This is a genomic window from Streptomyces sp. NPDC048258, from assembly GCF_043201995.1.
GTDB lineage: Bacteria > Actinomycetota > Actinomycetes > Streptomycetales > Streptomycetaceae > Streptomyces.
On sequence record NZ_JBICZH010000004.1, the window covers coordinates 39750 to 63803 of the forward strand.

A 24054-nucleotide genomic window follows, 5' to 3' on the forward strand; every position below is an offset into this window, starting at 1 on the left:
GCCGCAGTGAAACGCATGAACCAATACCTCTGGCAAATGGAACGACTCGCCCGAGCAACTCCCGGCCAAGGCGACAGCAGCGAAGGCTGGGACCGGGCCTATGAGAACTATCGAATCGCGCGGCAGGAATACATCGACCACGCACGCAAGAGCCTCGGCGTGACCGAGGCCAACCTGACCCACTCGGACCTGGCACGCTCGGATCTGGTTCAGTCGCCGCCAACAGCCCCAAGCCCGTCGTGACTGAGAACCTCGCGGGCCGGGCGCACGTTGATCACGTGCGACTCGTCGAGCCAGGTGACACCTGCCGCCCGGGCCGACGAGGGCAGCATGCTGTGACCGCATTGGTTCCATCACGCCGGAGATTCGGCCAGCGGCCCAGGCGGGTCCCGGGGGCCGTGGTGTGGTGTCGCTGGCAGTGCGATCGCCTCGGGCGCGTATCTTGCCTGCTCGGCCTTGCTCGGCCTTTCCTGCCCGGCTCATGTCGGTGCACGACGACCGGGCTTGGACGGGGGCCGCTCAGGTGAGGGTGACGGTGCCGTGCGCGGTGGTGGGGGCGTGGCGGCGGGGTGTGCGCGGCCGGGTGTGGGTGGGCGTGGCCTCCGGCCGGCCCAGCTGGTTACCAGGTGGCTGTGAGGGTGTGGGGGCTTCGGAGTGCCGCGTTGGGTGGCCAGTTCTCGGGTGTGGCGTGGTGGGGGTCGGTCAGGGTGAGGGTGGGGCAGGCGTCTGCGAGGGCGGTGAGGGCGTGGAGGGTGAGGTGGCGGGTGTAGGGGGCGCCGGGGCAGTAGTGGATGCCGGCTCCGAAGGCCAGGCTGGGGGGCTGGCTGGTGCGGTCGGCGTCGAAGTTGTCGGCCTGGTTCAGGCCGTGGTGTTCGTCGCGGGCGGCGGAGGCCAGGAGGAGCAGGAGGCGTGAGCCGGCGGGGATGGGTGTGCCGGCGAGGTGGGTGTCGCGGGTGGTGGAGCGTAGCCAGCCGGTCAAGGGTGGGTCGTGGCGCAGGGTTTCCTCGACGGCCTGGGGAAGGCGTCCGGTGTGCCGGCTGGAGTGGAGTGCTCCCGTTTTCAGCAGCTGGTAGAGGGTGTTGGTGATCAGGCGGGGGGTGATCTCCGCGTTGGTGATGAGGACTTCCATCAGGGTGGAGGCGACCTCGCGGGTGGTGAAGCGGCTGCCGTCGCTGTCCTCGTGGGCGAGCCATGCGGTGATCAGGTCTTCGCCGGGGCTGTGGGCACGCTGTTCGGTGAGGGCCAGGCAGTAGTCCCACAGGGCGTTGAGGGCGTGGGCGGCTGCGAGTTGCCCCGCGGGGTCGAGGTGTCCCCAGACCAGGTTGGAGAGGGCGGCGGCCCGTTGGGCGATGGGGTGCTGGTCATGGGGCGGGATGCCGGTGAGGCGGCCGAGGACGGCGGTGGCGAGCGGGCGGGTGTAGTGGGCGACGAGGTCGGCGGTGCGGGAGGGACGCGAGGCCAGTTGGGCGGCCGCGGCGGCCGCTTCGTCCCGGAGCAGGTCCTGGTGGGGGGCCATGCGGCGGTCGGTGGTGGGGAACGTGGCGTTCATCGCCCGCCGGAAACGGGCGTGGTGCGGTGGGTCGAGGGAGGACAGGACCGGTACGGCGCCGCTCTGTTCCAGTACGGCCTGGGCATCAGGGTGGACCGGGTGCAGGGGGATGTAGCCGAGGGCGGTGGAGAAGGTGCCGCCTCCGTGGCGCAGGACGGTGTCGATGTCCTGGTGGCGGGACACGACCCACACGTCCAGCTGCGGGTCGTGGTAGACGGGGTGCCGGCTGCGCAGGTGCGTGTACAGGGGGCCGGGTTCACCGGCCCCGTGTGCGGTGATGGCGCCTGGCTCGGTGACCGGGCAGCGCGCGAAGCGGCGGGTGACGGGCGGAGCGGGAGTCGGCTGGCTGAGGGCCACGGAGGTCGTGCCTTCCGGTCGGCTCGCTGTCAGAGCGTGGTGCGGGGACGGGCGGTGAGCAGCACGCCGTCGTCGTTGAAGCGGTCGGCGCCGCCGGCGAAGTGATCGCGCAGGGCGGGCAGCAGCGCCTGGCGCAGTTGAGCGAGCCTCGGATGTCCGGTGTTCCAGAAGGCGGCCAGTGCCGCGGCCGCGGCCTGGGCCTTGGCTTCGGCGCCTTCCTCGGGGAAGACGACGTCGACGCGGGCGCGGGTGAAGCCGATGTCCTCGAATCCGCTCTCGGCCAGGACGCGGGCAGCGCGGGTCAGCAGGTAGCCCTGGTGGTCGGGGCCTTCTCCGGTCAGCGGGGCGCAGACACGGTTCCACAGGCCGATGAGTTCGTTGTCCGGGGCCCCCTGCACGAGGATGATCTGCGCTTCGGGGTGGGTGCGGTCGACGGTCCGGGCCATCTCGGCGACGGCCGCGTCGGGGTCGTCGGTGTAGTGCAGTACCCAGGTCGCCAGGGCAGCGTCGAATTCCGCGTCGCGGACGGGCAGCTGCTCGGCGCATCCGGGCAGCACGCTCACCCCGGGCGCGGCGAGCGGCCGCATGCTCTCTTCACGTGCTGCGTGCGGCTCGACCGTGGTCACCGACCCCACCCGGCCAGCCAGTTCCCTCACGACGGCCCCGCTGCCGCCGCCGACGTCCAGAACCCGGTTGTTGCGCGCGAGCGCCTCGACGACGGGTGTGATGTCGTGCCGTTCGAAGCGGGCTTCCATGCCGAGCCAGCCCTGCTCGCTGAGCTCATGCGGCCCCCGGTAGACCCCGGGGAGCGGGTAGGGGCCGGCCAGGGCGTGAGCGGGTACGGCCGGGCCGCCGGGCTTGCGGGCGTAGACGAACAGGTGCTCCTCGGCACCCATGCCGGGGAACTGCGGGTGGAACACGCTCAGCTCCTCATGGACGACGTCCAGTCCGGCCGCACGCAGCAGCCGGCCGAAGGTCTCGGCCGGGTAGCTGGTGGCGCGGATGCTCTGGCCCATCCACTGGATCTCGGTGTCCTCGACATCGAAGGGCACGGTGGCGAAGACGAACAGCCCGCCCGGGGCCAGCCAGTCGGCGATCCGGGCGAGGGTGGCGTCCAGGTCGGTGCGGGGCATCTGCAGCAGCGGGAAGAACGCGGTGATGGCGTCCCACTGGCCGGGTGTGTCCGGCAGGGCGCGGACGTCGGCCAGTGCGAAGTGTGCGCTCGGGACCTGGATGCGGGCCAGCTCGACCATCGTCGTGGACACGTCGTAACCCGTCACGTGGTGCTCGGCCGCCGCGATGAGGTCGGCGGTCGGCCTGCCGGTACCCGAGCCGATGTCCATCACCTTCGCCCGCTCGGGGAGCCGGGCCAATAGCCATTCGATCGCCGCGAGTTGCTCCGGAAGGTGAGCGTAGGTGTCTTCGTACACCTTGCCGAGGGCATCGAAAGGCCGGGCGGCCTGTTCGGTCGATCCGTCACTCTGGGGAGGGAACGTCACTTCGTGCGTCGTCATAGCGGAGGGTCCTGTTCCGGATCTGGTGATCAAGTCGCGACCGTGACACTACACTCCGTATTCATTCATGTACCAAACGTAGTGCGCCGGTGTGATCGCCGCGCGCACGCCCCCCTCGGGCGCCCGCGCACCAGACCGGAGAACCGCACGTGTCCACCACCACCGAAACCGGCCACGCCGCCTACTTCGCCTTCCGCGACCGGCTTCTGGGCGACCTGCGCACCACCGTGCTGAGCGGTGAGCAGCTGTGCGAGGCCGGCCAGCTGATCTACGGCCACCCCGAAGGGCTCTCCCTGTACGGGATCCCCGCCCCCGACATGGCGGCCAAGGGCATCAGGCTGCTCGGACGCACCACCATCGAATGCTCCGTCGACGCCTACACCCTCCCGGTCGCCGAGGAACTTGCCCGCCTCCAGGCCGACACCCGGCCGCAAGGGCCGGACGCGTACGACCCGATGGTCGTGGATCTGTTCTGCGGCTCAGGAAACTTCGGCCACCATCTCGGCCGGCACCTGGGCTGTCCCGTGCACGCCGCCGAACTCGACCCGGACGTCTACGAGAGCACGGTCAACAACCTCGACCGCATCGGCTCGTCGATCAGCCTGCACCTGATCGACTACCGCGACCTGCTCGGCAAACTCCCCGCCCGCAGCACCCGCGACACCTACGTCGTGGAACCGCCCTGGGGGCCCGCCTTCACCGCAGACGGCCTCGACCTCACCCGCACCTCACCCCCCGTGCCGGAGATCCTCGACGACATCCGCCGCTCCCGTAACGGCCTGCCGTGCCACATCGCGATCAAAACCAACGACCAGATCGCGCACGACTCCCTCACCGGCTCGTTCACCGGCGCCCGGCACCTGCGGAGCATCACCCCGGCCCCCTTCCTGCCCTACGGCGCCAACATGGACTTCCACCTCTACCGGCTCGGCACCGGCGCCGGCTCCGACGAATGAACCCCTGACTCCCCGGCAACTTCCCCTCCCACCCAGGGAGACAACGCCAGGGGAGCCATGGGCGCCCCGCCCCCGGCCTCCCCGAGGGGCATGACGGCAAACAACGCACAACCACCTCGATCAAGGGATACGCAACAGTGACCAGCACCGTGATCACCCGCCGCTACAACCGCACGTTCGACCTTCTCGACACCAACGGAAACGGCGTCCTCGACGAGAAGGACTTCACCGGCCTCATCAAGTCGATCGCCCGCGCCACCGCAGTGCAGGGCACGCCCAAGGAAGAAGCCCTGCTGAAGGAATGGGGCAACTGCTGGCACACGCTGCGCGACAACGCCGACGCCGATGGCGACGGCAGGATCAGCCGCGAGGAGTTCCACCAGGCGATGGCGGCCTCCTACGGCAACCGCACCCAACTGCAGGACCGCCTCGTCCCCGCCCTGGAATCCTCGTTCGCGGCCATCGACGCCGACAACGATGGCGTGGCAACGGTGGAGCAGCTCGAGGCGTACCTCAGCGCATGGGGACTGGAAGCGGAGCAGGCACGAACCGCCCGCGGCCTGCTTGACGAGGACGGCGACGGCCGCATCACCCGTCAGGAGTTCGTGGCGGGCTGGACGGACTTCCTCCTCAGCGACAGCCCCGAATGCGCAGCCAACTCCCTCCTCGGCCCGGTGAACTGACAACCACGGCAGAACCACCGCAATTGACGGTCTCACCACAGGAAACGACGGCTGACCCCGGACGTGGGACCTGTACGCCGAAGGCTCGCACGCGATGGCCCTCGGGGGCCGCCGGCAGCACCCGCAGACCGCCGTGAGGTCTTTCAAGGCAGCTCGCCGCGATGCCCTACACGTTCGGATACGGCAGCAGGGCCCGAATCCTTGAGGATCCGGGCCCTGCTTGGTAGTAGCGGGGACAGGATTTGAACCTGCGACCTCTGGGTTATGAGCCCAGCGAGCTACCGAGCTGCTCCACCCCGCGTCGGTGAACCCCACCCTACGGCACCACAAGGACCGCTCCTGACCAGCGCTGACTTGCACAGACGTCATGCTCCGCCGAGTAGCATCCCGGGATGCCGAAGACGATCGAGACGCTGAGCCCGGAAGCCGGGCGGACCGACACCGCGGGGCTGCGCGGGTACGACGCGGACGCCCTCGTGAGGTGCGCGTCCGACGCGGCACAGCCGTGGTGGCGCCGCAGGGCCTGCGCGGAGGCGCTGGCCGGACGGGTGCCGGAGCGGCGCGTGGCCGAGTTGATCGCGTGCGTCCAGGACACCGGTGATGTGAGCGAAGTGCGCATCGCGCTGCTGGGCCTCCTCGCGGACCGCCCGGAGCTGCTGTCCTGGCTGCGGCATGAGGACCGGCAGCAGGACAGCGCGTACGGCATGGCCGAGGCGGTCCTCAAGGCCCGCGGCGCACTCGGCGACCTTACGGCGGCGGGTGCCCTGGCGACGCTCGCCTTCAGTCCGTGGCGTCACCGGCGGGAGACCGGCGAGGCGGGGCTGGACGAACTGGCCGCACGGTACGGGTTCGAGGCTGTGCTGGCCGAACTCGGCGAGGCCCGGCCCGAGGACCGATCCATCGGCGTCCGCATGCGGGAGCACGCCGGCGAGGACGTGACCGGCGCACTCGCCGATCCCGACCGGGGAGTCGCGTACCGCGCCCAGGCGCTCATGACCGACTCCGAACGGCTGCGCGGCTACCTCGCCGAGGCGCCGACGAAGGAGGCGAAGCTGTGGGCCGTGTACGCGCTGCACCGGCTGACCGATGACGCCGCCGAGACCCGGAGGCTATACGAGGCGCTGGGGCGGCCCCGAGTCGAGGTGGCCGGCCTGGACGAGGAGCTGCGCGCGGCGATCGTCCACGAGTACGGGCAGTGGTGCGAGGAGCGGAGCGATCCGCGGTGGCGGATCGAGGCCCTGTGCACCGAGCCGCCCACCGGTCCCGAGCCCGCCGAGCGGCTGCTGCGGGCCACCACCGCGCTCACCGCCGCGGGGCTCGCGCCGAAGCCACCGGTCTCCTGCGGAGAGGCCAACCGCCAGGGCGACGGTACGTACGACGTGATCGGCTACGGCGAGAGCGGCGGCGAGGTGCACATCAGTACGCTCGGCCGGTTCGCCGCCGATCACGACGACGATCCGGCTGTCCGCCGTGCTCTGGAATCGGCCGGCTTCCGCTGGATCGACCACGAAGTCGGCTCGATCCAGGTCACCGACCTCGGGGTGTACTACTTCGGCAGCCGCGACCCGCTGGACGTCCACACACTGCTGTTCTACTGGCAGGACTGAGCTGGGCGGGGGAGGGGATGACCGCTCGCTCGGGGTCGTACTGAGGGGGCTTGACGCACAGGACGGGGTTCTCGGTGTAGATGCCGAGGCGGTAGGCGTCGAGGAGGACCGACTTCACCTTGTCGAAGGCATTGGACTGGGTGGCCAGGCCGGCGCCGTTGCGCTCCATGGTCCGGAGTTCGTAAAGGCCGGCGCCTGTGTTGTGCTGCTTCTCCCACTCGTCGAGCAGCGCCATCAGCTGATTGTTGTGCTTCTCATGGTGGTCCCTGTCCCCCGTCCCCCGTCGCCCGTCGTCGCCCGTCACCGTTCGGAACGTCTCTTCGACGCCATCAGGGCCGGAGGGCGCCGCCCGACTCCCCCCGGCCTGCGCGATACATGCCCGGCAGCCGACTGAGCAGGGTCAGTCGGCGTTCGCGAACATGGTTGGGCGGACGGAAGTACCGGTCCCCGGCAGACCCTCCCGGTGGCGGCGCCGCGGCAACCGGGTTCGGCGCGGCTCAGTGGCGGGACTGTTCGAAGGTCCGGAGCAGGTCTGCCGCGACGCTCACCGCGATCGTGGCGGGTTCCTTGCCAGTGATCCCGGTCATTCCGATCGGGGTCTTGATCCGGTCGATCGTGGCGGCGTCGTGGCCGCCCTCGGCGGCCAGGCGTTGCCGGAACCGCGCCCATTTGGCGGCCGAGCCGATCAGTCCGATCGAGCCGAGCCCTGCGGTGCGCAGGGCGGCGTCGCACAGCGCGGCGTCCTCGGCGTGATCGTGGGTCATGATCAGGACGTGGGTGTCGGGCGGTAGCTCAGTGAGCACCTCCTCCGGAAGCAGCGGGGTGTGGTGCACGTGGATCTGCGCCACCGCGTCCGCGAGCACGCCGAGCCGTTCGTCGGTGAGTATGTCGTGGCGGGTGTCGATCAGGTGCAGATCGAGGTTGTGGCGGGCCAGGATGCGTGCCAGCTCCAGTCCGACGTGCCCCACGCCGAAGATCGCCACCGTTTGGACCACCGGCAGCGGTTCGAGCAGCACGGTGACGGCTCCGCCGCAGCACTGCACGCCGTGTCGGCTGGTGACCTTGTCGTTGAGGGCGAATTCCATCAGCTCCGGCTCCGGATCGGCCGTGCCGTTCAGCTCGCGCGCCCGATCGATGGCGACGGCCTCGATGTTGCCGCCGCCGATCGAACCCCAGGTCTCGGTCGGTCCCACGACGAGCTTGGCACCGGCCTTGCGGGGCGCGTGGCCGCGCACGGTCGCGACGGTCACGAGCACGCCGGGTTCCCGGCGTGCCCGCAACCGCGCGACCGCGGCCACCCATGTCATGTCAGGCATTGCTCAAAGCGGTTGCACCGGTGGGTGCCTCGCTGCCGCCCAGCGCGTGATCGTCGTGCTGCGCGCCGCCCCTGCGGACTGCTTCGATCGCCCAGTACACCGCCTCCGGTGTCGCGGGGGAGGCGAGTTCCACGCTGACTCCGGCGGGGCCGAACGCCGCGGCGGCCTGCCGCAGCGCTTCTCGCACCGAGAACGCCAGCATCAGCGGAGGCTCACCCACCGCCTTGGACCCGTACACCGCGCCCTCTTCGGTGGCGTTCTCCATCAGCGTGACGTTGAACTCCTCGGGCATCTCCGAGAAGCTCGGCAGCTTGTAGGTACTCGCCGCCTGGGTCAGCAGCCGGCCGCGGTTCGGCCCGTCACCGGTGTCCCACCGCAGGTCCTCGAGCGTCAGCCAGCCCGCGCCCTGCACGAAACCGCCCTCGACCTGACCGATGTCGATCATCGGGGACAGGCTGTCGCCGACATCGTGCACGATGTCCACCCGCCGGATGCGGTACGCGCCGGTGAAGCCGTCCACCTCCACCTCGGTCGCCGCGGCTCCGTAGGAGAAGTACTTGAACGGGGAACCCTGGAACGCCTTCGCGTCCCAGTGCAGACCCTCGGTCCGGTAGAAACCCGCCGCCGACAACTGAACTCGCTGGAAGTACGCGGTGCGCACCAGGTCGTCCCAGGCCAGCTCCTTGTCGCTGCCGAGGGTGCGCGCGACGCCCTCGACGATGCGCACATCCGAGGCGTTCGCACCCAGCTGGGTGCCGGCCACTTGAAGCAGCCGCTCGCGGATCTGCTCGCAGGCGTTCTTCACCGCCGCACCGTTGAGATCCGCTCCGGAACTGGCGGCGGTGGCGGAGGTGTTGGGCACCTTGTCGGTTCGCGTCGGGGCCAGCCGCACCTTGTGCAGCGGGATACCCAGCGTGGTCGCGGCCACCTGCAGCATCTTGGTGTGCAGGCCCTGGCCCATCTCGGTGCCGCCGTGGTTGATCAGGACCGAGCCGTCCTTGTAGGCCAGCACCAGCGCGCCGGCCTGGTTGAAGGCGGTGAGGTTGAACGAGATTCCGAACTTGATGCCGGTGATCGCGAGCGCCCGCTTGGTGTTCGGGTGTGCGGCATTGAAGGCCGCGATCTCACGCTTCCGCTCGGCGATGCCCCCGTTGTCCTGGACCTCCTGCCAGACGGCGGAGATCCGTTCGGGGTGGGGGACCGGCTGTCCGTACGGCGTCGATTGGCCCTGCCGGTAGAAGTTGCGCTCCCGCAACTCCATCGGATCCAGGCCGAGCAGCGGCGCGCACCGGCCCATGATGTCCTCGATCACCAGCATGCCCTGCGGTCCGCCGAAGCCGCGGAAGGCAGTGTTGGAGACCTTGTTGGTCTTGGCGATGCGACCGGTGACGCGTGCGTGGGGAATCCAGTAGGTGTTGTCGATGTGGCACAGTGCGCGCGCCACCACCGGCTCGGACAGGTCCAGGCTCCAGCCGCCGTCCGCGGTCAAGGTGGCGTCCAAGGCTTGGATGCGGCCCTCGGTGTCGAAGCCGATCTTCCACGTGGCGTGGAACCCGTGGCGCTTGCCGGACATGGTCAGGTCCTGGGTCCGGTTGAGCCGTACCCGAACCGGCCGACCGGTCAGCCTGGCGCCGAGGGCGGCGATGGCCGCGAACCCGTGCGGCTGCATCTCCTTGCCGCCGAAGCCACCACCCATCCGGAGGCACTGAACGGTCACCTCGTGGCTGTGCAGGCCGAGCACGTGCGCGACGATTTCCTGCGTCTCGGCGCGCGGTCGATCTGACTATCCTAGTCGCCATTTCAGGAGCTTTCTCTTTCGGTGGCGCAGCTCGAGAACCCAGAGCGCAGCAAATCGGCACGCAACGACGTGCCGTGCGATGACAGAGGTGGAAAGGTGCCGGGGCCGCAATCGGGCACGCCGACAAGGGGGCTGCTCAGCAGCCGTGTGCTACACGACCGGGAGCCCAGGCGATCTGGTGAGCGAGGCGAAGCAGTGCGGAGATGGTCGACATCCGGCTTCGCCTCCTTCCAGTAGCTCGCGAATCGGTGCGGTCGAAGTTACGTTGCCGCGGGTTCATCGGTCAAGCCGATGTGGGTCGATTCCACGAAGGCCCGCCACTTTGTGTGGCGGGCCTTCGTACGCACAACCAAATCGGGTGCGGGGGACCGGCCGACCCGGCCGGGCAGGTGCCGGGCCGGGTCGGCCGGACGCGTCAGCGCACGGGGGTGAAGTCCTGCGAGGCGATGTATCCGGGGCGGCGCACCGGGGCGGCGAAGGGCTTCGACGGGCGGTTCTCGACGCTGTTGAAGACGAGGAACACGTTGCTGCGCGGGTGGGGCGTGATGTTGTCACCCGAGCCGTGCATCGCGTTGCAGTCGAACCAGGTGGCCGAGCCCGCCTTGCCGGTGAAGAGCTTGATGCCGCAGGCCGAGGCGAACTTGGTCAGCGCCTCGTCCGACGGGGTGCCCGCATCCTGCATCTGGAGGGACTTCTTGTAGTTGTCCTTCGGCGTCGCACCGGCACAGCCCAGGAAGGTCCGGTGGGAACCGGGCATGATCATCAGGCCGCCGTTGGTGGTGTAGTTCGGCGTCAGGGCGATGGACACCGACACGGTGCGCATGTGCGGCAGGCCGTCCTCGGCGTGCCAGGTCTCGAAGTCGGAGTGCCAGTAGAAGCCGCTGGCGCCGAAACCGGGCTTGACGTTGATCCGGGACTGGTGCACGTACACCTCGGAGCCCAGGATCTGTCGCGCGCGCCCCACGACGCGCGGATCGGCGGCGAGGGCGGCGAACACCTCGCTGATCCGGTGGACCTCGAAGACGGAGCGTACTTCCCGGGACTTCGGCTCCACGATGGACCGCTCGTCGGCCAGCGTCGAGGGGTCACGGAGCATCCGGTCCATCTCGGCCCGGTAGACGTCCACCTCTTCGGGCGTGATGAGTTCGTCGACGGACAGGTAGCCGTCGCGCTCGAAGCTCTCCAGCTCGTGGGCCCAGATGGGGCCCGGCGTCCCGGGCTCGGACCAGACGACGGGGTCCACGCGGCCGGTGAGCACCTCCTCGGAGCCCCGGGTCGGATACAGGTCGGTCACAGTGCGGGTGGATGCGTAGGTCATGGTGGTGCCTGCCTCTCCTCTCTGTACGTTTCCGTACGTTTTCGTACGTCAGCTGTGGTCGGGTTCGGTGAGCAGCGGGTACACGCCGTTCTCGTCGTGGTCCTCCCGGCCGGTCACGGGCGGGTTGAAGACGCACAGGCAGCGGAACTCGTGCTCCACGCGCAGGGTGTGCCGCTCGTGGCCGTCGAGGAGGTACATGGTTCCCGGCGTGATCGTGTAGGTCCGGCCCGTCTCCTCGTCCGTGAGTTCGGCCTCCCCCGCCGTGCAGACCACGGCCTCCACGTGGTTCGCGTACCACATGGACGTCTCCGTGCCGGCGTACAGGACGGTCTCGTGCAGGGAGAAGCCGACGCGTTCCTTGGCCAGGACGATGCGCTTGCTCTCCCAGGTGCCGGATGCCGCCCTGACGTGGCGGTCGGTTCCCTCGATGTCCCGGAACGAGCGGACGATCATGGTGGTGCCCTTCGTGGTGTGGAGGTGCTGGTCAGGCGGCTTCGCGGACGGAGCGGGCGAGGACGGCAAGGCCCTCGTCGAGTTCGTCGCCGGTGACGGTGAGCGGCGGGAGCAGCTTCACGACCTCGCCCTCGGGGCCCGAGGTCTCGACGAGGAGACCGTGCTCGAAGGCCCTCCGGCACACCTCTGCCGCGCGCTCCTTGTGGGCGAACTCGATGCCCCAGACCAGTCCGCGGCCCCGGTACGTCGCGCCCAGCCGGCCGTGTTCGGCGCACAGCTCGCGCAGCGCGCTCTCGATGCGCCCGCCCTGGACGAGGGTCCGCTCGCGCAGGACGCCGTCGCCCCAGTACGTCTCCAGGGCCGCGGTCGCGGTGACGAACGCCGGGTTGTTGCCGCGGAAGGTGCCGTTGTGCTCGCCCGGCTCCCACAGGTCCAGTTCGGGCTTGAACAGGCACAGGGACATGGGGAGTCCGTAGCCGCTGATGGACTTGGACAGCGTGACGATGTCGGGAGTGATGCCCGCCTCCTCGAAGGAGAAGAACTCGCCGGTCCGGCCGCAGCCCATCTGCACGTCGTCGACGATGAGCAGCATGTCGCGGCGTCGGCACAGGTCCGCGAGGGCGCGGAGCCACTCCGCGCGGGCCACGTTGACCCCGCCCTCGCCCTGGATCGTCTCGACGATGACCGCCGCCGGGTGGTTGAGGCCGGAGCCCTGGTCCTCCAGCAGGCGCTCGAACCAGAGGAAGTCGGGGGTCCTGCCACCGAGGTAGTTGTCGAAGGGCATCGGCGTGCCGTGGACCAGGGGGATGCCGGCGCCGGCCCGTTTGAAGGCGTTGCCCGTGACGGCGAGCGAGCCGAGCGACATGCCGTGGAAGGCGTTGGTGAAGGAGACGACCGACTCGCGGCCCTTGACCTTCCGCGCCAGTTTGAGTGCCGCTTCGACGGCGTTGGTGCCGGTGGGCCCCGGGAACATCACCTTGTAGGGCAGTGCGCGGGGTTCGAGGACGTGGGATCGGAAGGTCTCGAGGAAGGCCCTCTTGGCGGTCGTCGCCATGTCGAGCGCGTGCGTGATGCCGTCCCGCTCCAGGTAGTCGAGCAGGGCCCGCTTCAGGACGGGGTTGTTGTGGCCGTAGTTCAGGGACCCGGCGCCCGCGAAGAAGTCCAGGTAGCCGCGGCCGTGTTCGTCGTACAGCCGGCTTCCCGTGGCGCGCTCGAAGACGACGGGCCAGGCGCGGCAGTAGCTGCGCACCTCGGACTCCACGGTCTCGAAGACGGACAGGACCGGCTCGGTCATGGTCAAGGCAACTCTCCTGTGTGCGTGGGGGTGTTCGGTGCGGCGTGTTTCGGGGTGGTGGCCCGGACGGCTGCCCGGCGCGGCTCGCGGACAGCGGGCTGCCGGGCCGGAACCGGGATCAGAAGTGGAGCGGCCCGATGCGGTGCAGGACCTCCGGGGCGTGCCCGCCGTCCGGGAACTCCTCTGCGGTGAACAACACTTCGCGCGTGAGCGTGGCGCCGTGCCGTGCGGCGTACGAGGCGAACAGTCGCTCCGACGCGAGGTTTCCGGGGGAGATGGTGGTCTCCAGGGAGCTCAATCCGTGTTCTGCCGCCACACGGGCGGAGAGGCCGTCGAGCAGGGCCCCGGCGATTCCCAGGCCGCGGACGGATTCGTCGACGGCGATCTGCCAGACGAGCAGGGTTCCGGGGCTGTCGGGCCGCAGGTATCCGCTGACGAATCCGACGGCACGCCCGGACGAGTCGCGGGCCACTGCGGACGTGCCGGCGAAGTCACGGCACCAGAGGAGATAGCTGTAGGCCGAGTTGAGGTCCAGCGTCCTGGAGTCGCGAGCGAGGCGCCACAGCAGGGGGCCGTCACCTGGGCGGGGGCGGTCGATGTGCGTCGTCGAGGTGGTCGGAGTGGACGGCAGGGTCTTCCTGTAACGGACCAGTTCTGCATGAGCAGTCATGCGGGCCGAAGTTACCCAGGGCTGGCGCAAATTGCATGGCCCTAAGGGGTTACGGAATTGGGGTGGCTCGTGATAATTGAAGACGCCTTCCAGGGAGCGTGAAGCGCTGGTAATGCGCCCGTAGTCCTATGAAAAATGCCGACATTTTCACCCCACCCTCGCCTCTATAACGAGCGGGTAACGTCTTTGCTCTGTCTCATATTTTCCACTTGAATGTGATGTCTGCGTCGGTCGGTCGGGGGTTTCGTTCAGAGCTGCGCGGTTATAAGCGAGGGCCGTCCGACTGACGCGACGGATTTCGCGGGGTGCGGGCGGGCCCCAGAGCCCGGGTGCGTGATGCCGGACCGGCTGAGATCGGGTGTCGTGGTGGGGCGCCGCGGGCTATCGGCCAGGAAGCGATCGCGGCAGCCCGAACCACGGGAGCACGCTGCTGTCGAAGCGGGTGAAGGCGCAGATCCGGTCGCCGGTGAGGGTGAGGACGAACAGGCCCGTTCCATGGCGGATGCTGCCGGTGGAGCCGCGCAGGTAGGCACCGAACGTCGGCTGACCGTTGGCTCGTGTCGGTACGAGATCAACCCTCCTGCCCGAGTCGAAGATGCCGGCGAAGAGACGGGCCACCACGTCGCGGCCCTGGTACTCGAGGGGGATCGGTGGCATGGAGAGGAAGACATCGTCCGTCAGAAGGGCGACCAGCGCGTCCAGATCCCCGGACTCGTAGGCTCGGACGAACTCTGCCACGAGCGTCTGCTCGGAGGCCGAGTCGGGGGCGGGAGCCGGTTCTCGCTCGCCGGTGGGCGGCAGCTGGTGCTGCAGGCCGGCGCGGGCCCGTTTGAGGGCGCTGTTGACCGACCCGACGGTCGAGTCGAGCATGTCGGCCACCTCCGAGCCGACCCGGCTCGGCCGGTCGGCCGAGAGCTGAGCGGGACCGGCCGCGCCCGGTACGGCAGCAGAGCCCCGGTACGGCAGCAGAGCCCCGGTACGGCAGCAGGGCCCGGACCGCGCGTCGCGGTCCGGGCCCTGCCCCGTGCGGTGCCGCCCTGCGGCGGCGGTGCGTCAGCTCTGTGCGGTGTCGCCGCCCGCCTGCCCGGCGCCCTCGGCTGCGCCTGCCTTCTCGCGCATCTTGCGCACCAGCTCCGCCTTCTGGTCGGCTGCACCCCGGCGGTCGAGGTTGCGGTGCGGACCGTTGTTCTGCCGTTCGGCGCGGGACAGCTTCTTGCGCTGGCCGCCGCCCATGCCCACGGGGTTGTTGATGTTCTTGCTCACGGTCACGGGTTCTCCCGGTAATGATGTGAAGTGAAGTGATCTACGGATTCATCGGTGGGGGACGGGCGGCGACGTCGAAGGACGTCAGCAGGGGCCCATCACGCTCTCACTCGTAAATCGGCGTCTGGAAGAACATGACAAAGACGTTACCCGGTTCCGTCGGCCCCGCGCACCAACCTTTTCGCCGCCCCGGCGTCGGCCGGGCCGTTTCCTTCCGGGAATCTCAGCACAGCCAGCACCCGCCGGTGGTCGCCGCCCGCCCGGGGCAGGTCCAGATGGGCGTCACCGGCCCGCCGCGGGCGTTGTCCGTGGTCGCGAGCACACTGACGGCATGAGAGATCATCTCACTTGCGCCCGGCCGTTACGGGACAACCTTTAGCGTCGGCGTACTTCGCGGAAGGTGAGCTGGGCGGTCTCGGAGGGCGACCGGCTCTGGACGTCACGCAGCACGATGACCCGCCGCAGTTCGGCCGGCATCTCCAGGATCGCCGTACGTACTTCCGCGAGGGCCTCGTGGCTACCCGGGTCGAGGCCGAGTGCCTCCCAGGGGACGGGCGGGACCGCCCAATGGCCCGGCCATTCCGGGTGGTCGTCGGGGAGGAACCGATCCGCGGGGAAAGCGGGCTCCGGTTCCCTCTCGACAGGCACGGCCGCCGGGGTGCCCGGCGCCGCCGGCAGGACCACGATCATCAGGATCCCGGACGCGACCGCGACCGCGACGAACAGCCAGCCCGCGTCGCCGACTCCTCGTCTGTCGCTGACGAACCCGATGACCAGCGCGAACGGCACGAAGGCGAGCCAGGTGAGGGTGCTGACGCCGGACGCGACTCCGGCACGAACGGTCGACGGTACCGCGTCGTGCAACTGGTGCATCACCGGAATGCTCACCGCGACGACCGCGAGCGTGAGAAGTACCTGGGCGACGATCACCAGTGCCACGGTGGTGCTCGTCACCAGCACGCAGCAGCAGCCCACCATCAGGGCGGCCAGCAACGTCACCGGCAGCCGCCGCCTCATCCGGCCATGTGACCCGAGCAGACCGCCGAGGCCGAGTGCGGAGGTCAGGCCCGCCCAGTGCGGCCCGTACCAGAACGCCGGAACGGCCAGCGCCACCAGCCACAGCGGTCCGAACTCCAGCATGCCTGCATCAGCAGGGCACTGACGACGGTCAGCGTGATCACCGTACGAAGCCGGCCGCGCTGGAGCAGCACGCGGTAGGTGGTCGCGATCTGGCGGCGGAGCGGCTCGGCCTCCTCGGCCTTGTGCAGCTGTAGCTCGCGGAATGGGTACAGCACGAGGCAGGCTCCGACCAGCGGCGGCACGGTCAGGAAGTACGTGTCCCGCAGGGAGAGGACTTCCGCGACGGCGCCGCCGGCCAGTGCGCTCCCGACGAGGGCGACGCTTTCCACCACCCGGATCCGCCCGATGACCCGCTCGAAGTCATCGCTCGACCCGGTCTCCTCGAGCAGGGTGTCGTAGACGACCGACTCGAACGTCCCGGACTGCATGGCGAAGAAGACCCCGAGGAAGAACGCCGCCACCATGTACATGGGAACTGGCCGTCATCCCCGGACCTTCGAGAAGGTCGCTCATCCACGGTCTCCACTCGCCGGCCACGGCGCGCGGCCACCGGCCACCGGAAGGGGTGCAGCGGAATCGGCCCTCATCGTCCCCTGTTCGCGGAGATCGAGGCCGGCAGGGCCACTTACGGTGAGCGAGCCGGGTGAACCGGCGGACAACGGCCCGGCCCACGAGAGCCGACCAGTGGCGGCACGGTCAGCAAGTACGTGTCCGCCGGCGAGAGGGACGGGCTCAACTGCCGCCCGGCGTGGAGTCCATGGACCGCATGGCCTCCTCGGACCGCTTCTCCATCTCCTCCAGCGGAACGTCCTCCACGTGCGTTGCGACGTTCCAGCGGTGGCCGAAGGGGTCTTCGAACTGCCCGGTGCGGTCGCCGTAGAACTCGTCCTTGACCGGCGACAGCTGCTTGGCTCCCCGGCCGAGGGCTTTGGTGAAGACTGCGTCGACGTCTTCGACGTACACGTGCAGGGTGACGGGCGTACCGCCCACCGCCTTCGGCGAGCGGAATCCGATGTCCGGGTGCTCGTCCGCGAGCATGATGACCGAGTTGCCCAGCTCCAGCTCGGCGTGGCCGATCCTGCCTCCGGGCGCCGGCATCCTCATCCGCTCGTTCGCGCCGAGCACGGAGACGTAGAAGTCGATCGCGGTCGCGGCTCCGTCGATACAGAGGTACGGCGTGACCCGCGGATATCCCTCGGGAACGGGCTTTACGGTCACTGGATCCCGTCTTTCCGAACAGTGACGATCACCGCAGACCGCCGTCCGCGACCACTGATATCCCGAACCTGCGGGACACGCGCCCACGCCGCGCGGCAGCCCGCTACCGCATGCCCCGAAGGGCCGCAGTACCCGCTGTCGCCCCCGTCAGCGGAGGGCCACCAGATCCCGTTCCGCGACTCATGCCTCCTGCCGCGTGCCGAGTGGATCGGAGCTGTTGCCGAGGACGTTGTCGATGTGGGCCGCGAGCGAGGACCGCAGGGCTTCGGGGGTCATCTTCTGATCGTCGATCAGGTACGCGACGAGGTCGGCGCGGATGGCGGCCAACAGGGCGTGGGCGGTGAAATCCGCGGCCTGGACTCCGGGCACCTGATCCAGTGCCGCACGAAGGATCTCGTGCCACCAGCCGTAGTGCTCGGCCTGGTAGGGGCTGCTGAGCCCCGCGTCCTCCGCTGCCGACATCAGGTTCCGGTTCTCGATCTTGAAGAGCAGTGAGGCGTCGAGGAGGTCCCGTACCCGCTGTCGCGGTGAGGACGCGGCTGCGTCATGCGCTTCCCGCACGGCTTGCCGCACGGGTTCGAGGCGGGAGGCGATCACGGCGCCGATCAGGCCGGCGCGGTCGCCGAAGCGGCGGAAGAGGGTGCCCTTGCCCACGCCCGCGGCCGCGGCGATGTCGTCCATCGACACGCTGTGGGGGCTGCTGCTGGCAGCGAAGAGGGCATCGGCGGCAGCCAGGACGGCCTCTCGGTTGCGCAGGGCGTCCGCGCGCTCCGGGCGCTCCGGGCGCTGGGTCACAGGTCCTCCTCTTGGTTTTCGCCTTGTCCAGGGCCCCGGAACGGTTCGTGGTGTCCGGTGGTCCCGTGTGGCCCGCGACAGGTCGGATCGTGTCGTCGAGCCAGTCGAAGATACGCGCTACAGGCAGACGGAGGGCGCCCGGGTGGCAGTGGGCGTCGCTGCCTTCAGGCGTCGTGCCGGCCGCAGGCTTTTCATCGGACCTCCCGTTCGACGAAGGCGCGGAGCGTGCCCGGGGGGCGTCCGGTGAGGCGCTCGACGGTGTCCGAGGTGCGGTCCTCGGCCCCGTCGGCGATGGCTCGGTCCATGCCGGCCAGCAGGGTGGCGAACTCCAGCGGGATCTCGGCCGCCCAGCGGTCGCGCAGCTGCTCGAAGGTGAGGCGCTGGTGCACGACGGACCGGCCGGTGACCTCGGTGATGATCGCGGCGACATCGTCGTAGCTCAGCGACTGCGGCCCGGTGAGGATCAGGTCGGTGTTGGGAGCCTGGTCGTCGGCCAGGGCACGTACGGCCACGGCGGCGATGTCCTCGGCGTCGACGAACCCGACGCGTCCGTCTCCCGAGGCCGTGAGGATGGCGCCGTCCTCGCGGATGCTGCGCGCGTGGGGGGTGAAGCCGGCGAAGTTCTGCATGAACCAGGAGGGCCGCAGCACCGCCCACTCCTCGAACAGGCCGGGCAGTTCCTCGTGGACCCGGCCCACCGCCGGACCGCCGGCGGGGATCGCCGAGGAGCTGAGGAGCACCGCGCGGTGCACGCCTGCCGCGCGGGCTTTTCCGAGGAAGGGCAGCATGGCCGCGGCCGGGTGGGCGGAGCCGATGGGCGGAATGAGGTAGGTGCGGTCGACGCCGTCCAGGGCCTCGTCCCAGGTCGCGGGCTCGTTCCAGTCGAAGCGGACAGCCTCCGCACCCTCCATCGGGGTGGCGGTTCGGCCGGCGGCCCTGACGCGGTGGCCCTCGGCGATCAGCCCGGCGGCGACGCGACGGCCGGTGGTGCCGGTGGCCCCGATGACCAGGGTGGCGTGGGGAGTGGTCATCACTTCGCTCCTACGAAGTCGGCGCCCGGCTGGGAGACGGCGAGGGGGTTCCAGTAGTCGCGGTAGGAGGTGATGAGCCCGTCCTTGACGGTGACCACGGCGATGTAGGTCATGTCGAAGGGGCTGTCCGTCTCGACCAGGCGACCGACCCCGCGCATCTCCACCACGATCGTCTCGGGGACGGTGGTCTGGTGGATGTTCACGTCGGGGAAGTCGTGGACGTCGACGTGGTCGGGGTAGCGGCGCATGTAGTCCGCGACGGCCTGCCGGCCCTCCAGCCGCTCGGGCCAGCCACGGGGCGCGAAGGGGAACTCCAGGACCCCGTTCGCGTCCCACAGGTCCACCCAGCCGGGGATGTCCTTCTTCAGCAGCAGGCGCAGACCGTGGCGGTACAGCTCCGCGGGTGTCATCGGCGTTGTCATGGTCGAGGCTTCCGTTCTGCTCGAAGACACAGCGATCCCAGCCCGTCGGGTACGGCCGCTCGTCACGGGAAGCGCGATATCCAGTGATCGCGGTTCTTCATGACGGGGCACCCGAATGGAAGCGGACCGATAGTCCGAATGGATGAGAGAATACGGACTGCCGGTCCGCTTCGCAAGATCCGGGCAGGGTCTGCCCCGCTCGCATCGCCGCGTGGGGAACGAGGGGTTCATCTCCCGGGCAGCACGCGGTTTGTGACACATCGTCACGGAGATGTTTGGGCAGGGCGGCCCTCAATCCGCCTACGGCCCCACGGCCGGGGAACTCACCCGCAGGGCCCAGGGCGGCGGGACCGGCTGACCGGAGCGGCGCCACTCGGCAGAGGCCGCTCGAGGCGCTGAGCGTCGCGCCCGGGGTCGTCGCGACACGCCGGGGACGCTCACGCGTCGAGGGTCAGGTATTGCGTTCCGACTGCTCGTCGGAGGGCAGCAGGTCCTTGGCTCTGCGCTCCATCAGGACTGGCAGGTAGGTACGCACGCGTGCGTACCTGAGCTCTTCGTAAGCCGTCTGTACCGAGCTCTGCACCAGGCCGGCGTCCAGTTGAGGGTGTGCCTTCATCAGCCGCTCTGCGACGTGGCGGATGGTGAGGGCATCCTCCGATTCCGCCATCACGCACCTCGGCCTTCCTTCGGGGATCGCCTTCCCCACGTCTCGCGGAGCGGCCTTCGGTCCGGAAGCCGATCTTTCGCCGCTCTGTGCGGCCGTCGGCAGTACCCACCGGCTGGAACCCGCCGCACCCGTTCCGGCGATCAGTGGTGGCCGAGGTCTCGGCGCCACAGCGCTCGGGGCGTGGCGCCCGGCCTACGCGCCCGCGCCGCCGTCGATGCGTTGGAGCAGGTCGAGCAGCGTGGTGCGGTCGGCGGGGGACAGGTTCGAGTAGCAGGCGGCGAGGACCTCGTCGGCGATTCGGTGTCCTGCGCTCAGGACCTCTTCGCCGGAGGGGGTGAGGTAGTGCTCGATGCGCCGGCCGATGCCCGGCCTGCGGTCGATCAGGCCCAGGGCCGTCAGTCGGCCGGCGAGCGTGCCGAAGGCCTGCTCGCTCTGGAACGTCGCCGCGGCCAGGGCCCGGGCCGGTGCCCCGGGTGTTCGGCTGATCGCGCGGAGGGCGTCCCACTGTGCCAGGGTCGTGCCGGCGGCGGCGAGGCGGCTGTCCAGTGCGCGGTGCTGCTGGTACTGGGCCTGCTTCACCGCTCTTCCAAGGACCTGCAGTTCATCGGGCATGGGCCCAGTCTAGAGCACAACTAAGCTTGTTTATATAAACAAGCTTAGTTATCGTCTGGGCATGCCCTCAGACAAGAGCGTCGCCCTGTACCCGGACCTGTCCCTCACCCTGACCGAAGCCGGTACCGGCAGGCCCTGCCTGATCCTGCACGGCGGCGGGGGACCGGCCACGGTCGCCGGACTCTCGTCCCACCTCGCCCGGACCGCGCACGCCATCACACCGGTACACCCGGGATGGGACGGTACCCACCGCCCGGGCTGGCTGACCGGCATCGACGATCTGGCCCTCGCCTACCTGCACCACCTCCAAGACCGCGGGCTGCGTGACGTCCTGGTCGTCGGCTCCTCGATCGGTGGCTGGACCGCGGCGGAGATGGCCGTACGGGACACCGGTGGAATCATCACCGGGCTCGTCCTGATCGACCCCGTCGGAGTCCACGTCGAGACCGAGCCGATCAGAGACTTCTTCGCGCTCGACGCTCTCGGCGTGGCCGAGTACGCCTGGCACGACTCGGCCCGCTTCTACCGTGACCCCGAGACGCTCCCCGCCGGGCAAGTCGCCCTTCAGCGCGACAACATGGCCACTCTGCGCGTCCTCGCCGGCGACCCCTGCATGCACGACCCCAAGCTGCTCCGCCGACTGCGGCGTGTCGACGTTCCCGCTCTCCTGCTCTGGGGTGAGAGCGACCGCATCGTCACCCCCGCCTACGGCGCCGCGTACGCCGACGCCTTCGGCAACGGCCGACTCCACGTCATCCCCGAGGCAGGCCACCTGCCACAACTGGAACGGCCGGAAGTGACCTTCGCCGCGATCGACGGCTTCCTGCGCGAGACGATCGCCGACCCCGTCGGCACTCGGCTGCCCGGCAACGTCTGGAGCGGGTAGCCGCTGCGCCGGTCGGTCAGCTCCAGACCGAGCAGTGCCTCGCGGCGCGCGACCCGCATCGGCCCGAGGTCGTGCAACCGCAGGCCGGTACGGCGGCGCAGCATCCGGGCCAGGGCGAAGTTCCCGGCCCGGGCGTGCGCGGGCCACGCACCGCGTCCCTGTGGGCGGCGTCGGCCGAGCAGCAGGTCCGTCCGGCCTGCCGCGACCCGCCCGGCCATGGGTGCCAGCAGGCCGGGGTCCATGGAGGCGTCGCAGTCGCAGAAGCAGACCAACTCGGCGCGCGCGGCGAGCAGCCCGGCGTGGCAGGCGGCGCCGAAGCCGCGCCGGGTCTCGTGCACGACGGTGGCGCCGAGCCGGCGCGCGATGTCGGCCGAGCCGTCGGTGGAGCCGTTGTCGACGACGATGGCCCGCCACCCGCCCGGCACCCGCGCCAGCACCCAGGGAAGGGCTTCCGCCTCGTCGAGGCACGGCAGTACGAGGTCCGCGAGGGGCGGACGACAAGCAGAAGAAGTCACCCTCCACACCGTAGGAACCGGACGGCGGAGAAAGGCGCCCGAAGACCTTACGAAACGCGGACACCGCTTCGCACGGCGGCAGGCGCGGGTCCACGGGGCGCGGCACGGTGTCACCCTGTGGGCATGGCATTCAGCAACGAAACCGCCCGCGGCCCCGCCTCCGGCGACGTCACGGGCTGCGTCCTGGTGGTGGACGACGACCCGACCGTCTCCGAGGTCGTGGCGGGCTACCTGGAGCGGGCCGGATTCACCGTGCACCGGGCCGCGGACGGCCCGGCCGCGCTGGAGGCCGCCGCCCGGCACCGGCCCGACCTCGTCGTCCTCGACCTGATGCTGCCCGGCATGGACGGCCTGGAGGTCTGCCGCCGGCTGCGTGCGAACGAGAACGGGATGCGCTCCGTAGCCGTGGTCATGCTCACCGCGCGCGGCGACGAGGACGACCGGATCCTGGGTCTGGAGGTCGGCGCGGACGACTACGTGACCAAGCCCTTCAGCCCGCGCGAGCTGGTCCTGCGCGTGCGGTCGGTCCTGCGCAGGACATCCTCGGCAGCCCCGGCCGACGAGCCCCCGCTCGCGGCGGCCGGCCTGGCGGTGGACCCAGCTGCCCGCCGGGCGACGAAGGACGGAGCGGAACTGGCTCTCACCCTCCGGGAGTTCGACCTCCTCGCCTATTTCCTGCGGCACCCCGGGCAGGTCTGCGACCGGGAGCGGCTGATGCGCGAGGTCTGGGGCTGGGACTTCGGTGACCTGTCCACCGTCACCGTTCACGTCCGCAGGCTACGGAGCAAGATCGAGAACGATCCGGCCGATCCGCAGCTGATCCGGACGGTCTGGGGCGCCGGATACCGCTTCGAGGCGGGCCCGCGCCCGTCCGACCGCGCGGAGGCCGGGGCCGGGACCCGGGCGGAGGACGGCCGTGCGTGACCTGCTGCTGATCGCCTCGTACGCGTTCCTCGGCGCGGGGGCCGCCGGGCTGCTCGGCGCCGTCGCGCTGCGGATACTGCGCCGGCGGAGCGTCGCCGTGTCCCTCGCGGTCGTCGCGGCCGTCGCCGTGTCCGCGATGCTCGCCGGGACGCTCGCGGTGGCGTGGGCGATGTTCCTGTCCTCCCACGACCTGGCCGTGGTGACCACGGTCGTCGCGATGGCCGCCGCCGTCTCCCTGGGCACGGCGCTGCTGCTGGGCCGGCAGGTCGTGCTGCGCTGCCGGGAACTCGTCGGAGCGGCACGGGACTTCGGGCAGGGCGGCACCTTCACGGCTCCCGCCGCGCCCGCCCCCGCCGAACTCGCGGCGCTGAGCCGCGAACTGGCCGTCTCCAGCGAACGCCTCGTGGCATCGCGCGAACGCGAGCGGGCACTGGAGACCTCCAGGCGCGAGCTCGTGGCCTGGATCTCGCACGATCTGCGGACCCCGCTGGCCGGGCTGCGCGCGATGTCGGAGGCGCTGGAGGACGGCATGGTGGCCGATCCGGCTCGCTACCACCAGCAGATGCGAGCCGAGGTGGAGCGCCTCAACTCCATGGTCACCGACCTGTTCGAGCTGTCCCGCATCCATGCGGGCGCCCTCTCCCTCAGCCCCACCCGGATGTCCCTCTACGAGCTGGTCGGCGATGCGCTCGCGGGCGCGGACGCCGTTGCCCGGGAGCACGGCGTGCGGCTGGCCGGCGGGGGCGTGGCCCCGCTGCCGGTGGAGGTCGACGGCAAGGAGATGACCCGGGTGCTGTCCAACCTGCTCGTCAACGCCATCCGCCACACCCCGGCCGACGGAACGGTCGCGATCGCCGCCGAACGCCGCGCGGACGTGGTGGTGCTGTCGGTCACCGATGCCTGCGGCGGGATTCCCGAGGAGGACCTTCCCCGCGTCTTCGACACCGGCTGGCGAGGGTCTCAGGCACGCACGCCTCCCTCCGGCGCGGGCCTGGGGCTGGCGATCGTCCGAGGCATCGTCGAGGCCCACTCCGGCCACGCCGACGTCCGCAACGTGCCCGGCGGCTGCCGCTTCGAACTGACCCTCCCGGCCCCCGCGTAGACCGTACCGGTCGGATCAGCGGGC

24 protein-coding genes, 1 tRNA gene and 2 pseudogenes are annotated in these 24054 nt (G+C 70.1%); 7 read left to right on the plus strand and 20 right to left on the minus strand.

Annotated elements, in window-relative coordinates; genetic code table 11:
* Positions 1-6: 6 nt before the first annotated feature.
* The gene (locus ACGFYQ_RS10835; protein ID WP_393742229.1) at positions 7-243 is read left to right on the plus strand and encodes a hypothetical protein; all 237 of its coding nucleotides are present in this window, start codon (positions 7-9) and stop codon (positions 241-243) included.
* A 376-nt stretch (positions 244-619) separates the two neighbouring features.
* Here the strand turns inward: ACGFYQ_RS10835 and ACGFYQ_RS10840 are convergent, their stop codons facing one another.
* Together ACGFYQ_RS10840 and ACGFYQ_RS10845 are read right to left on the minus strand one after the other, a co-directional pair.
* The gene (locus ACGFYQ_RS10840; RefSeq protein ID WP_393742231.1) at positions 620-1906 is read right to left on the minus strand and encodes a cytochrome P450; all 1287 of its coding nucleotides are present in this window, start codon (positions 1904-1906) and stop codon (positions 620-622) included.
* Positions 1907-1935: 29 nt separating this feature from the next.
* Complete coding sequence (locus ACGFYQ_RS10845; RefSeq protein ID WP_393742233.1) at positions 1936-3420, minus strand: methyltransferase domain-containing protein; 1485 nt, start codon at positions 3418-3420, stop codon at positions 1936-1938.
* Positions 3421-3569: 149 nt separating this feature from the next.
* Here ACGFYQ_RS10845 and ACGFYQ_RS10850 point away from each other — a divergent pair, with 149 nt between their 5' ends.
* Together ACGFYQ_RS10850 and ACGFYQ_RS10855 are read left to right on the plus strand one after the other, a co-directional pair.
* On the plus strand, positions 3570-4376 hold the full coding sequence (locus ACGFYQ_RS10850) for a hypothetical protein (protein WP_393742235.1): 807 nt from the start codon (positions 3570-3572) through the stop codon (positions 4374-4376).
* A 137-nt stretch (positions 4377-4513) separates the two neighbouring features.
* Complete coding sequence (locus ACGFYQ_RS10855; RefSeq protein ID WP_393742238.1) at positions 4514-5059, plus strand: EF-hand domain-containing protein; 546 nt, start codon at positions 4514-4516, stop codon at positions 5057-5059.
* A 227-nt stretch (positions 5060-5286) separates the two neighbouring features.
* On the opposite strand, the gene ACGFYQ_RS10860 is transcribed toward ACGFYQ_RS10855, so the two are convergent.
* A tRNA-Met gene (locus tag ACGFYQ_RS10860) sits at positions 5287-5360 on the minus strand.
* Between the two features lie 91 nt (positions 5361-5451).
* On the opposite strand from ACGFYQ_RS10860, the gene ACGFYQ_RS10865 reads away from it, so the two are divergent.
* On the plus strand, positions 5452-6666 hold the full coding sequence (locus ACGFYQ_RS10865; protein ID WP_393742240.1) for a hypothetical protein: 1215 nt from the start codon (positions 5452-5454) through the stop codon (positions 6664-6666).
* Positions 6667-7163: 497 nt separating this feature from the next.
* Here the strand turns inward: ACGFYQ_RS10865 and xdhC are convergent, their stop codons facing one another.
* The 16 genes and pseudogenes from xdhC to ACGFYQ_RS10945 form a co-directional block, all read right to left on the minus strand.
* Entirely contained in the window at positions 7164-7973 is an 810-nt protein-coding gene (gene xdhC / locus ACGFYQ_RS10870) for a xanthine dehydrogenase accessory protein XdhC (RefSeq protein ID WP_393743247.1), read from the minus strand.
* A gap of 1 nt (position 7974) precedes the next feature.
* A pseudogene (locus ACGFYQ_RS10875) lies at positions 7975-9750 on the minus strand (xanthine dehydrogenase molybdopterin binding subunit); the annotation flags it as partial.
* 445 nt (positions 9751-10195) lie between these two features.
* Positions 10196-11098, minus strand: coding sequence for an ectoine hydroxylase (gene thpD, locus ACGFYQ_RS10880; RefSeq protein WP_393742242.1), 903 nt, complete (start codon positions 11096-11098; stop codon positions 10196-10198).
* 48 nt (positions 11099-11146) lie between these two features.
* Entirely contained in the window at positions 11147-11551 is a 405-nt protein-coding gene (locus ACGFYQ_RS10885) for an ectoine synthase (RefSeq protein WP_393742244.1), read from the minus strand.
* Positions 11552-11582: 31 nt separating this feature from the next.
* A complete protein-coding gene (ectB, locus tag ACGFYQ_RS10890) occupies positions 11583-12851 on the minus strand; it encodes a diaminobutyrate--2-oxoglutarate transaminase (protein ID WP_393742246.1) in 1269 nt (422 codons plus the stop codon).
* Positions 12852-12963: 112 nt separating this feature from the next.
* Positions 12964-13515: a diaminobutyrate acetyltransferase gene (gene ectA / locus ACGFYQ_RS10895; RefSeq protein ID WP_393742248.1), complete on the minus strand. Its 552-nt coding sequence runs from the start codon at positions 13513-13515 to the stop codon at positions 12964-12966.
* A gap of 381 nt (positions 13516-13896) precedes the next feature.
* Positions 13897-14385 carry a nuclear transport factor 2 family protein gene (locus tag ACGFYQ_RS10900; protein ID WP_393742250.1) on the minus strand — a complete coding sequence of 163 codons (489 nt, stop codon included), beginning with the start codon at positions 14383-14385 and terminating at the stop codon, positions 13897-13899.
* A gap of 183 nt (positions 14386-14568) precedes the next feature.
* Positions 14569-14784 carry a DUF6243 family protein gene (locus tag ACGFYQ_RS10905; RefSeq protein WP_393742252.1) on the minus strand — a complete coding sequence of 72 codons (216 nt, stop codon included), beginning with the start codon at positions 14782-14784 and terminating at the stop codon, positions 14569-14571.
* A 369-nt stretch (positions 14785-15153) separates the two neighbouring features.
* On the minus strand, positions 15154-15918 hold the full coding sequence (locus ACGFYQ_RS10910) for a hypothetical protein (RefSeq protein WP_393742254.1): 765 nt from the start codon (positions 15916-15918) through the stop codon (positions 15154-15156).
* Entirely contained in the window at positions 15840-16328 is a 489-nt protein-coding gene (locus ACGFYQ_RS10915) for a hypothetical protein (RefSeq protein WP_393742256.1), read from the minus strand. Before ACGFYQ_RS10915 ends, ACGFYQ_RS10910 begins: the two co-directional genes overlap by 79 nt.
* Positions 16329-16590: 262 nt before the next feature.
* The gene (locus tag ACGFYQ_RS10920) at positions 16591-17076 is read right to left on the minus strand and encodes a VOC family protein (protein WP_393742258.1); all 486 of its coding nucleotides are present in this window, start codon (positions 17074-17076) and stop codon (positions 16591-16593) included.
* 180 nt (positions 17077-17256) lie between these two features.
* Positions 17257-17871, minus strand: a complete 615-nt coding sequence (locus ACGFYQ_RS10925) for a TetR/AcrR family transcriptional regulator (protein WP_393742260.1) — start codon at positions 17869-17871, stop codon at positions 17257-17259.
* 191 nt (positions 17872-18062) lie between these two features.
* Positions 18063-18902 (minus strand): NmrA family NAD(P)-binding protein, encoded by an 840-nt coding sequence (locus tag ACGFYQ_RS10930; RefSeq protein WP_393742262.1) that lies wholly within the window; start codon positions 18900-18902, stop codon positions 18063-18065.
* Positions 18902-19324, minus strand: a complete 423-nt coding sequence (locus ACGFYQ_RS10935; protein WP_393742264.1) for a nuclear transport factor 2 family protein — start codon at positions 19322-19324, stop codon at positions 18902-18904. Before ACGFYQ_RS10935 ends, ACGFYQ_RS10930 begins: the two co-directional genes overlap by 1 nt.
* 451 nt (positions 19325-19775) lie before the next feature.
* On the minus strand, positions 19776-19991 hold the full coding sequence (locus tag ACGFYQ_RS10940; RefSeq protein WP_393743249.1) for a three-helix bundle dimerization domain-containing protein: 216 nt from the start codon (positions 19989-19991) through the stop codon (positions 19776-19778).
* Between the two features lie 192 nt (positions 19992-20183).
* On the minus strand, positions 20184-20603 hold the full coding sequence (locus tag ACGFYQ_RS10945; RefSeq protein WP_393742266.1) for a MarR family winged helix-turn-helix transcriptional regulator: 420 nt from the start codon (positions 20601-20603) through the stop codon (positions 20184-20186).
* A gap of 61 nt (positions 20604-20664) precedes the next feature.
* Between ACGFYQ_RS10945 and ACGFYQ_RS10950 the strand changes: the two are divergent.
* Positions 20665-21351: pseudogene (locus tag ACGFYQ_RS10950) on the plus strand (alpha/beta fold hydrolase); the annotation flags it as partial.
* Here the strand turns inward: ACGFYQ_RS10950 and ACGFYQ_RS10955 are convergent.
* Entirely contained in the window at positions 21309-22004 is a 696-nt protein-coding gene (locus ACGFYQ_RS10955; protein WP_393742268.1) for a glycosyltransferase family 2 protein, read from the minus strand. The pseudogene ACGFYQ_RS10950 and the gene ACGFYQ_RS10955 overlap by 43 nt on opposite strands.
* Positions 22005-22127: 123 nt before the next feature.
* Between ACGFYQ_RS10955 and ACGFYQ_RS10960 the strand changes: the two genes are divergently transcribed.
* Entirely contained in the window at positions 22128-22928 is an 801-nt protein-coding gene (locus ACGFYQ_RS10960) for a response regulator transcription factor (RefSeq protein ID WP_393742270.1), read from the plus strand.
* Positions 22921-24030, plus strand: a complete 1110-nt coding sequence (locus ACGFYQ_RS10965) for a sensor histidine kinase (protein WP_393742272.1) — start codon at positions 22921-22923, stop codon at positions 24028-24030. The genes ACGFYQ_RS10960 and ACGFYQ_RS10965 overlap by 8 nt, the downstream gene beginning before the upstream one ends.
* Positions 24031-24054 lie beyond the last annotated feature (24 nt).

Bases quoted from the DNA above. Each gene is read 5' to 3' on its own strand.
- ACGFYQ_RS10945 (WP_393742266.1), bottom strand. From the start codon at position 20,603: ATGCCCGATGAACTGCAGGTCCTTGGAAGAGCGGTGAAGCAGGCCCAG.
- xdhC (WP_393743247.1), bottom strand. From the start codon at position 7,973: ATGACATGGGTGGCCGCGGTCGCGCGGTTGCGGGCACGCCGGGAACCC.
- ACGFYQ_RS10940 (WP_393743249.1), bottom strand. From the start codon at position 19,991: ATGGCGGAATCGGAGGATGCCCTCACCATCCGCCACGTCGCAGAGCGG.
- ACGFYQ_RS10935 (WP_393742264.1), bottom strand. From the start codon at position 19,324: ATGACAACGCCGATGACACCCGCGGAGCTGTACCGCCACGGTCTGCGC.
- ACGFYQ_RS10900 (WP_393742250.1), bottom strand. From the start codon at position 14,385: ATGCTCGACTCGACCGTCGGGTCGGTCAACAGCGCCCTCAAACGGGCC.
- ACGFYQ_RS10910 (WP_393742254.1), bottom strand. From the start codon at position 15,918: ATGCTGGAGTTCGGACCGCTGTGGCTGGTGGCGCTGGCCGTTCCGGCG.
- ACGFYQ_RS10960 (WP_393742270.1), top strand. From the start codon at position 22,128: ATGGCATTCAGCAACGAAACCGCCCGCGGCCCCGCCTCCGGCGACGTC.
- ACGFYQ_RS10865 (WP_393742240.1), top strand. From the start codon at position 5,452: ATGCCGAAGACGATCGAGACGCTGAGCCCGGAAGCCGGGCGGACCGAC.
- ACGFYQ_RS10930 (WP_393742262.1), bottom strand. From the start codon at position 18,902: ATGACCACTCCCCACGCCACCCTGGTCATCGGGGCCACCGGCACCACC.
- ACGFYQ_RS10885 (WP_393742244.1), bottom strand. From the start codon at position 11,551: ATGATCGTCCGCTCGTTCCGGGACATCGAGGGAACCGACCGCCACGTC.
- ectA (WP_393742248.1), bottom strand. From the start codon at position 13,515: ATGACTGCTCATGCAGAACTGGTCCGTTACAGGAAGACCCTGCCGTCC.
- thpD (WP_393742242.1), bottom strand. From the start codon at position 11,098: ATGACCTACGCATCCACCCGCACTGTGACCGACCTGTATCCGACCCGG.
- ACGFYQ_RS10845 (WP_393742233.1), bottom strand. From the start codon at position 3,420: ATGACGACGCACGAAGTGACGTTCCCTCCCCAGAGTGACGGATCGACC.
- ACGFYQ_RS10915 (WP_393742256.1), bottom strand. From the start codon at position 16,328: ATGTACATGGTGGCGGCGTTCTTCCTCGGGGTCTTCTTCGCCATGCAG.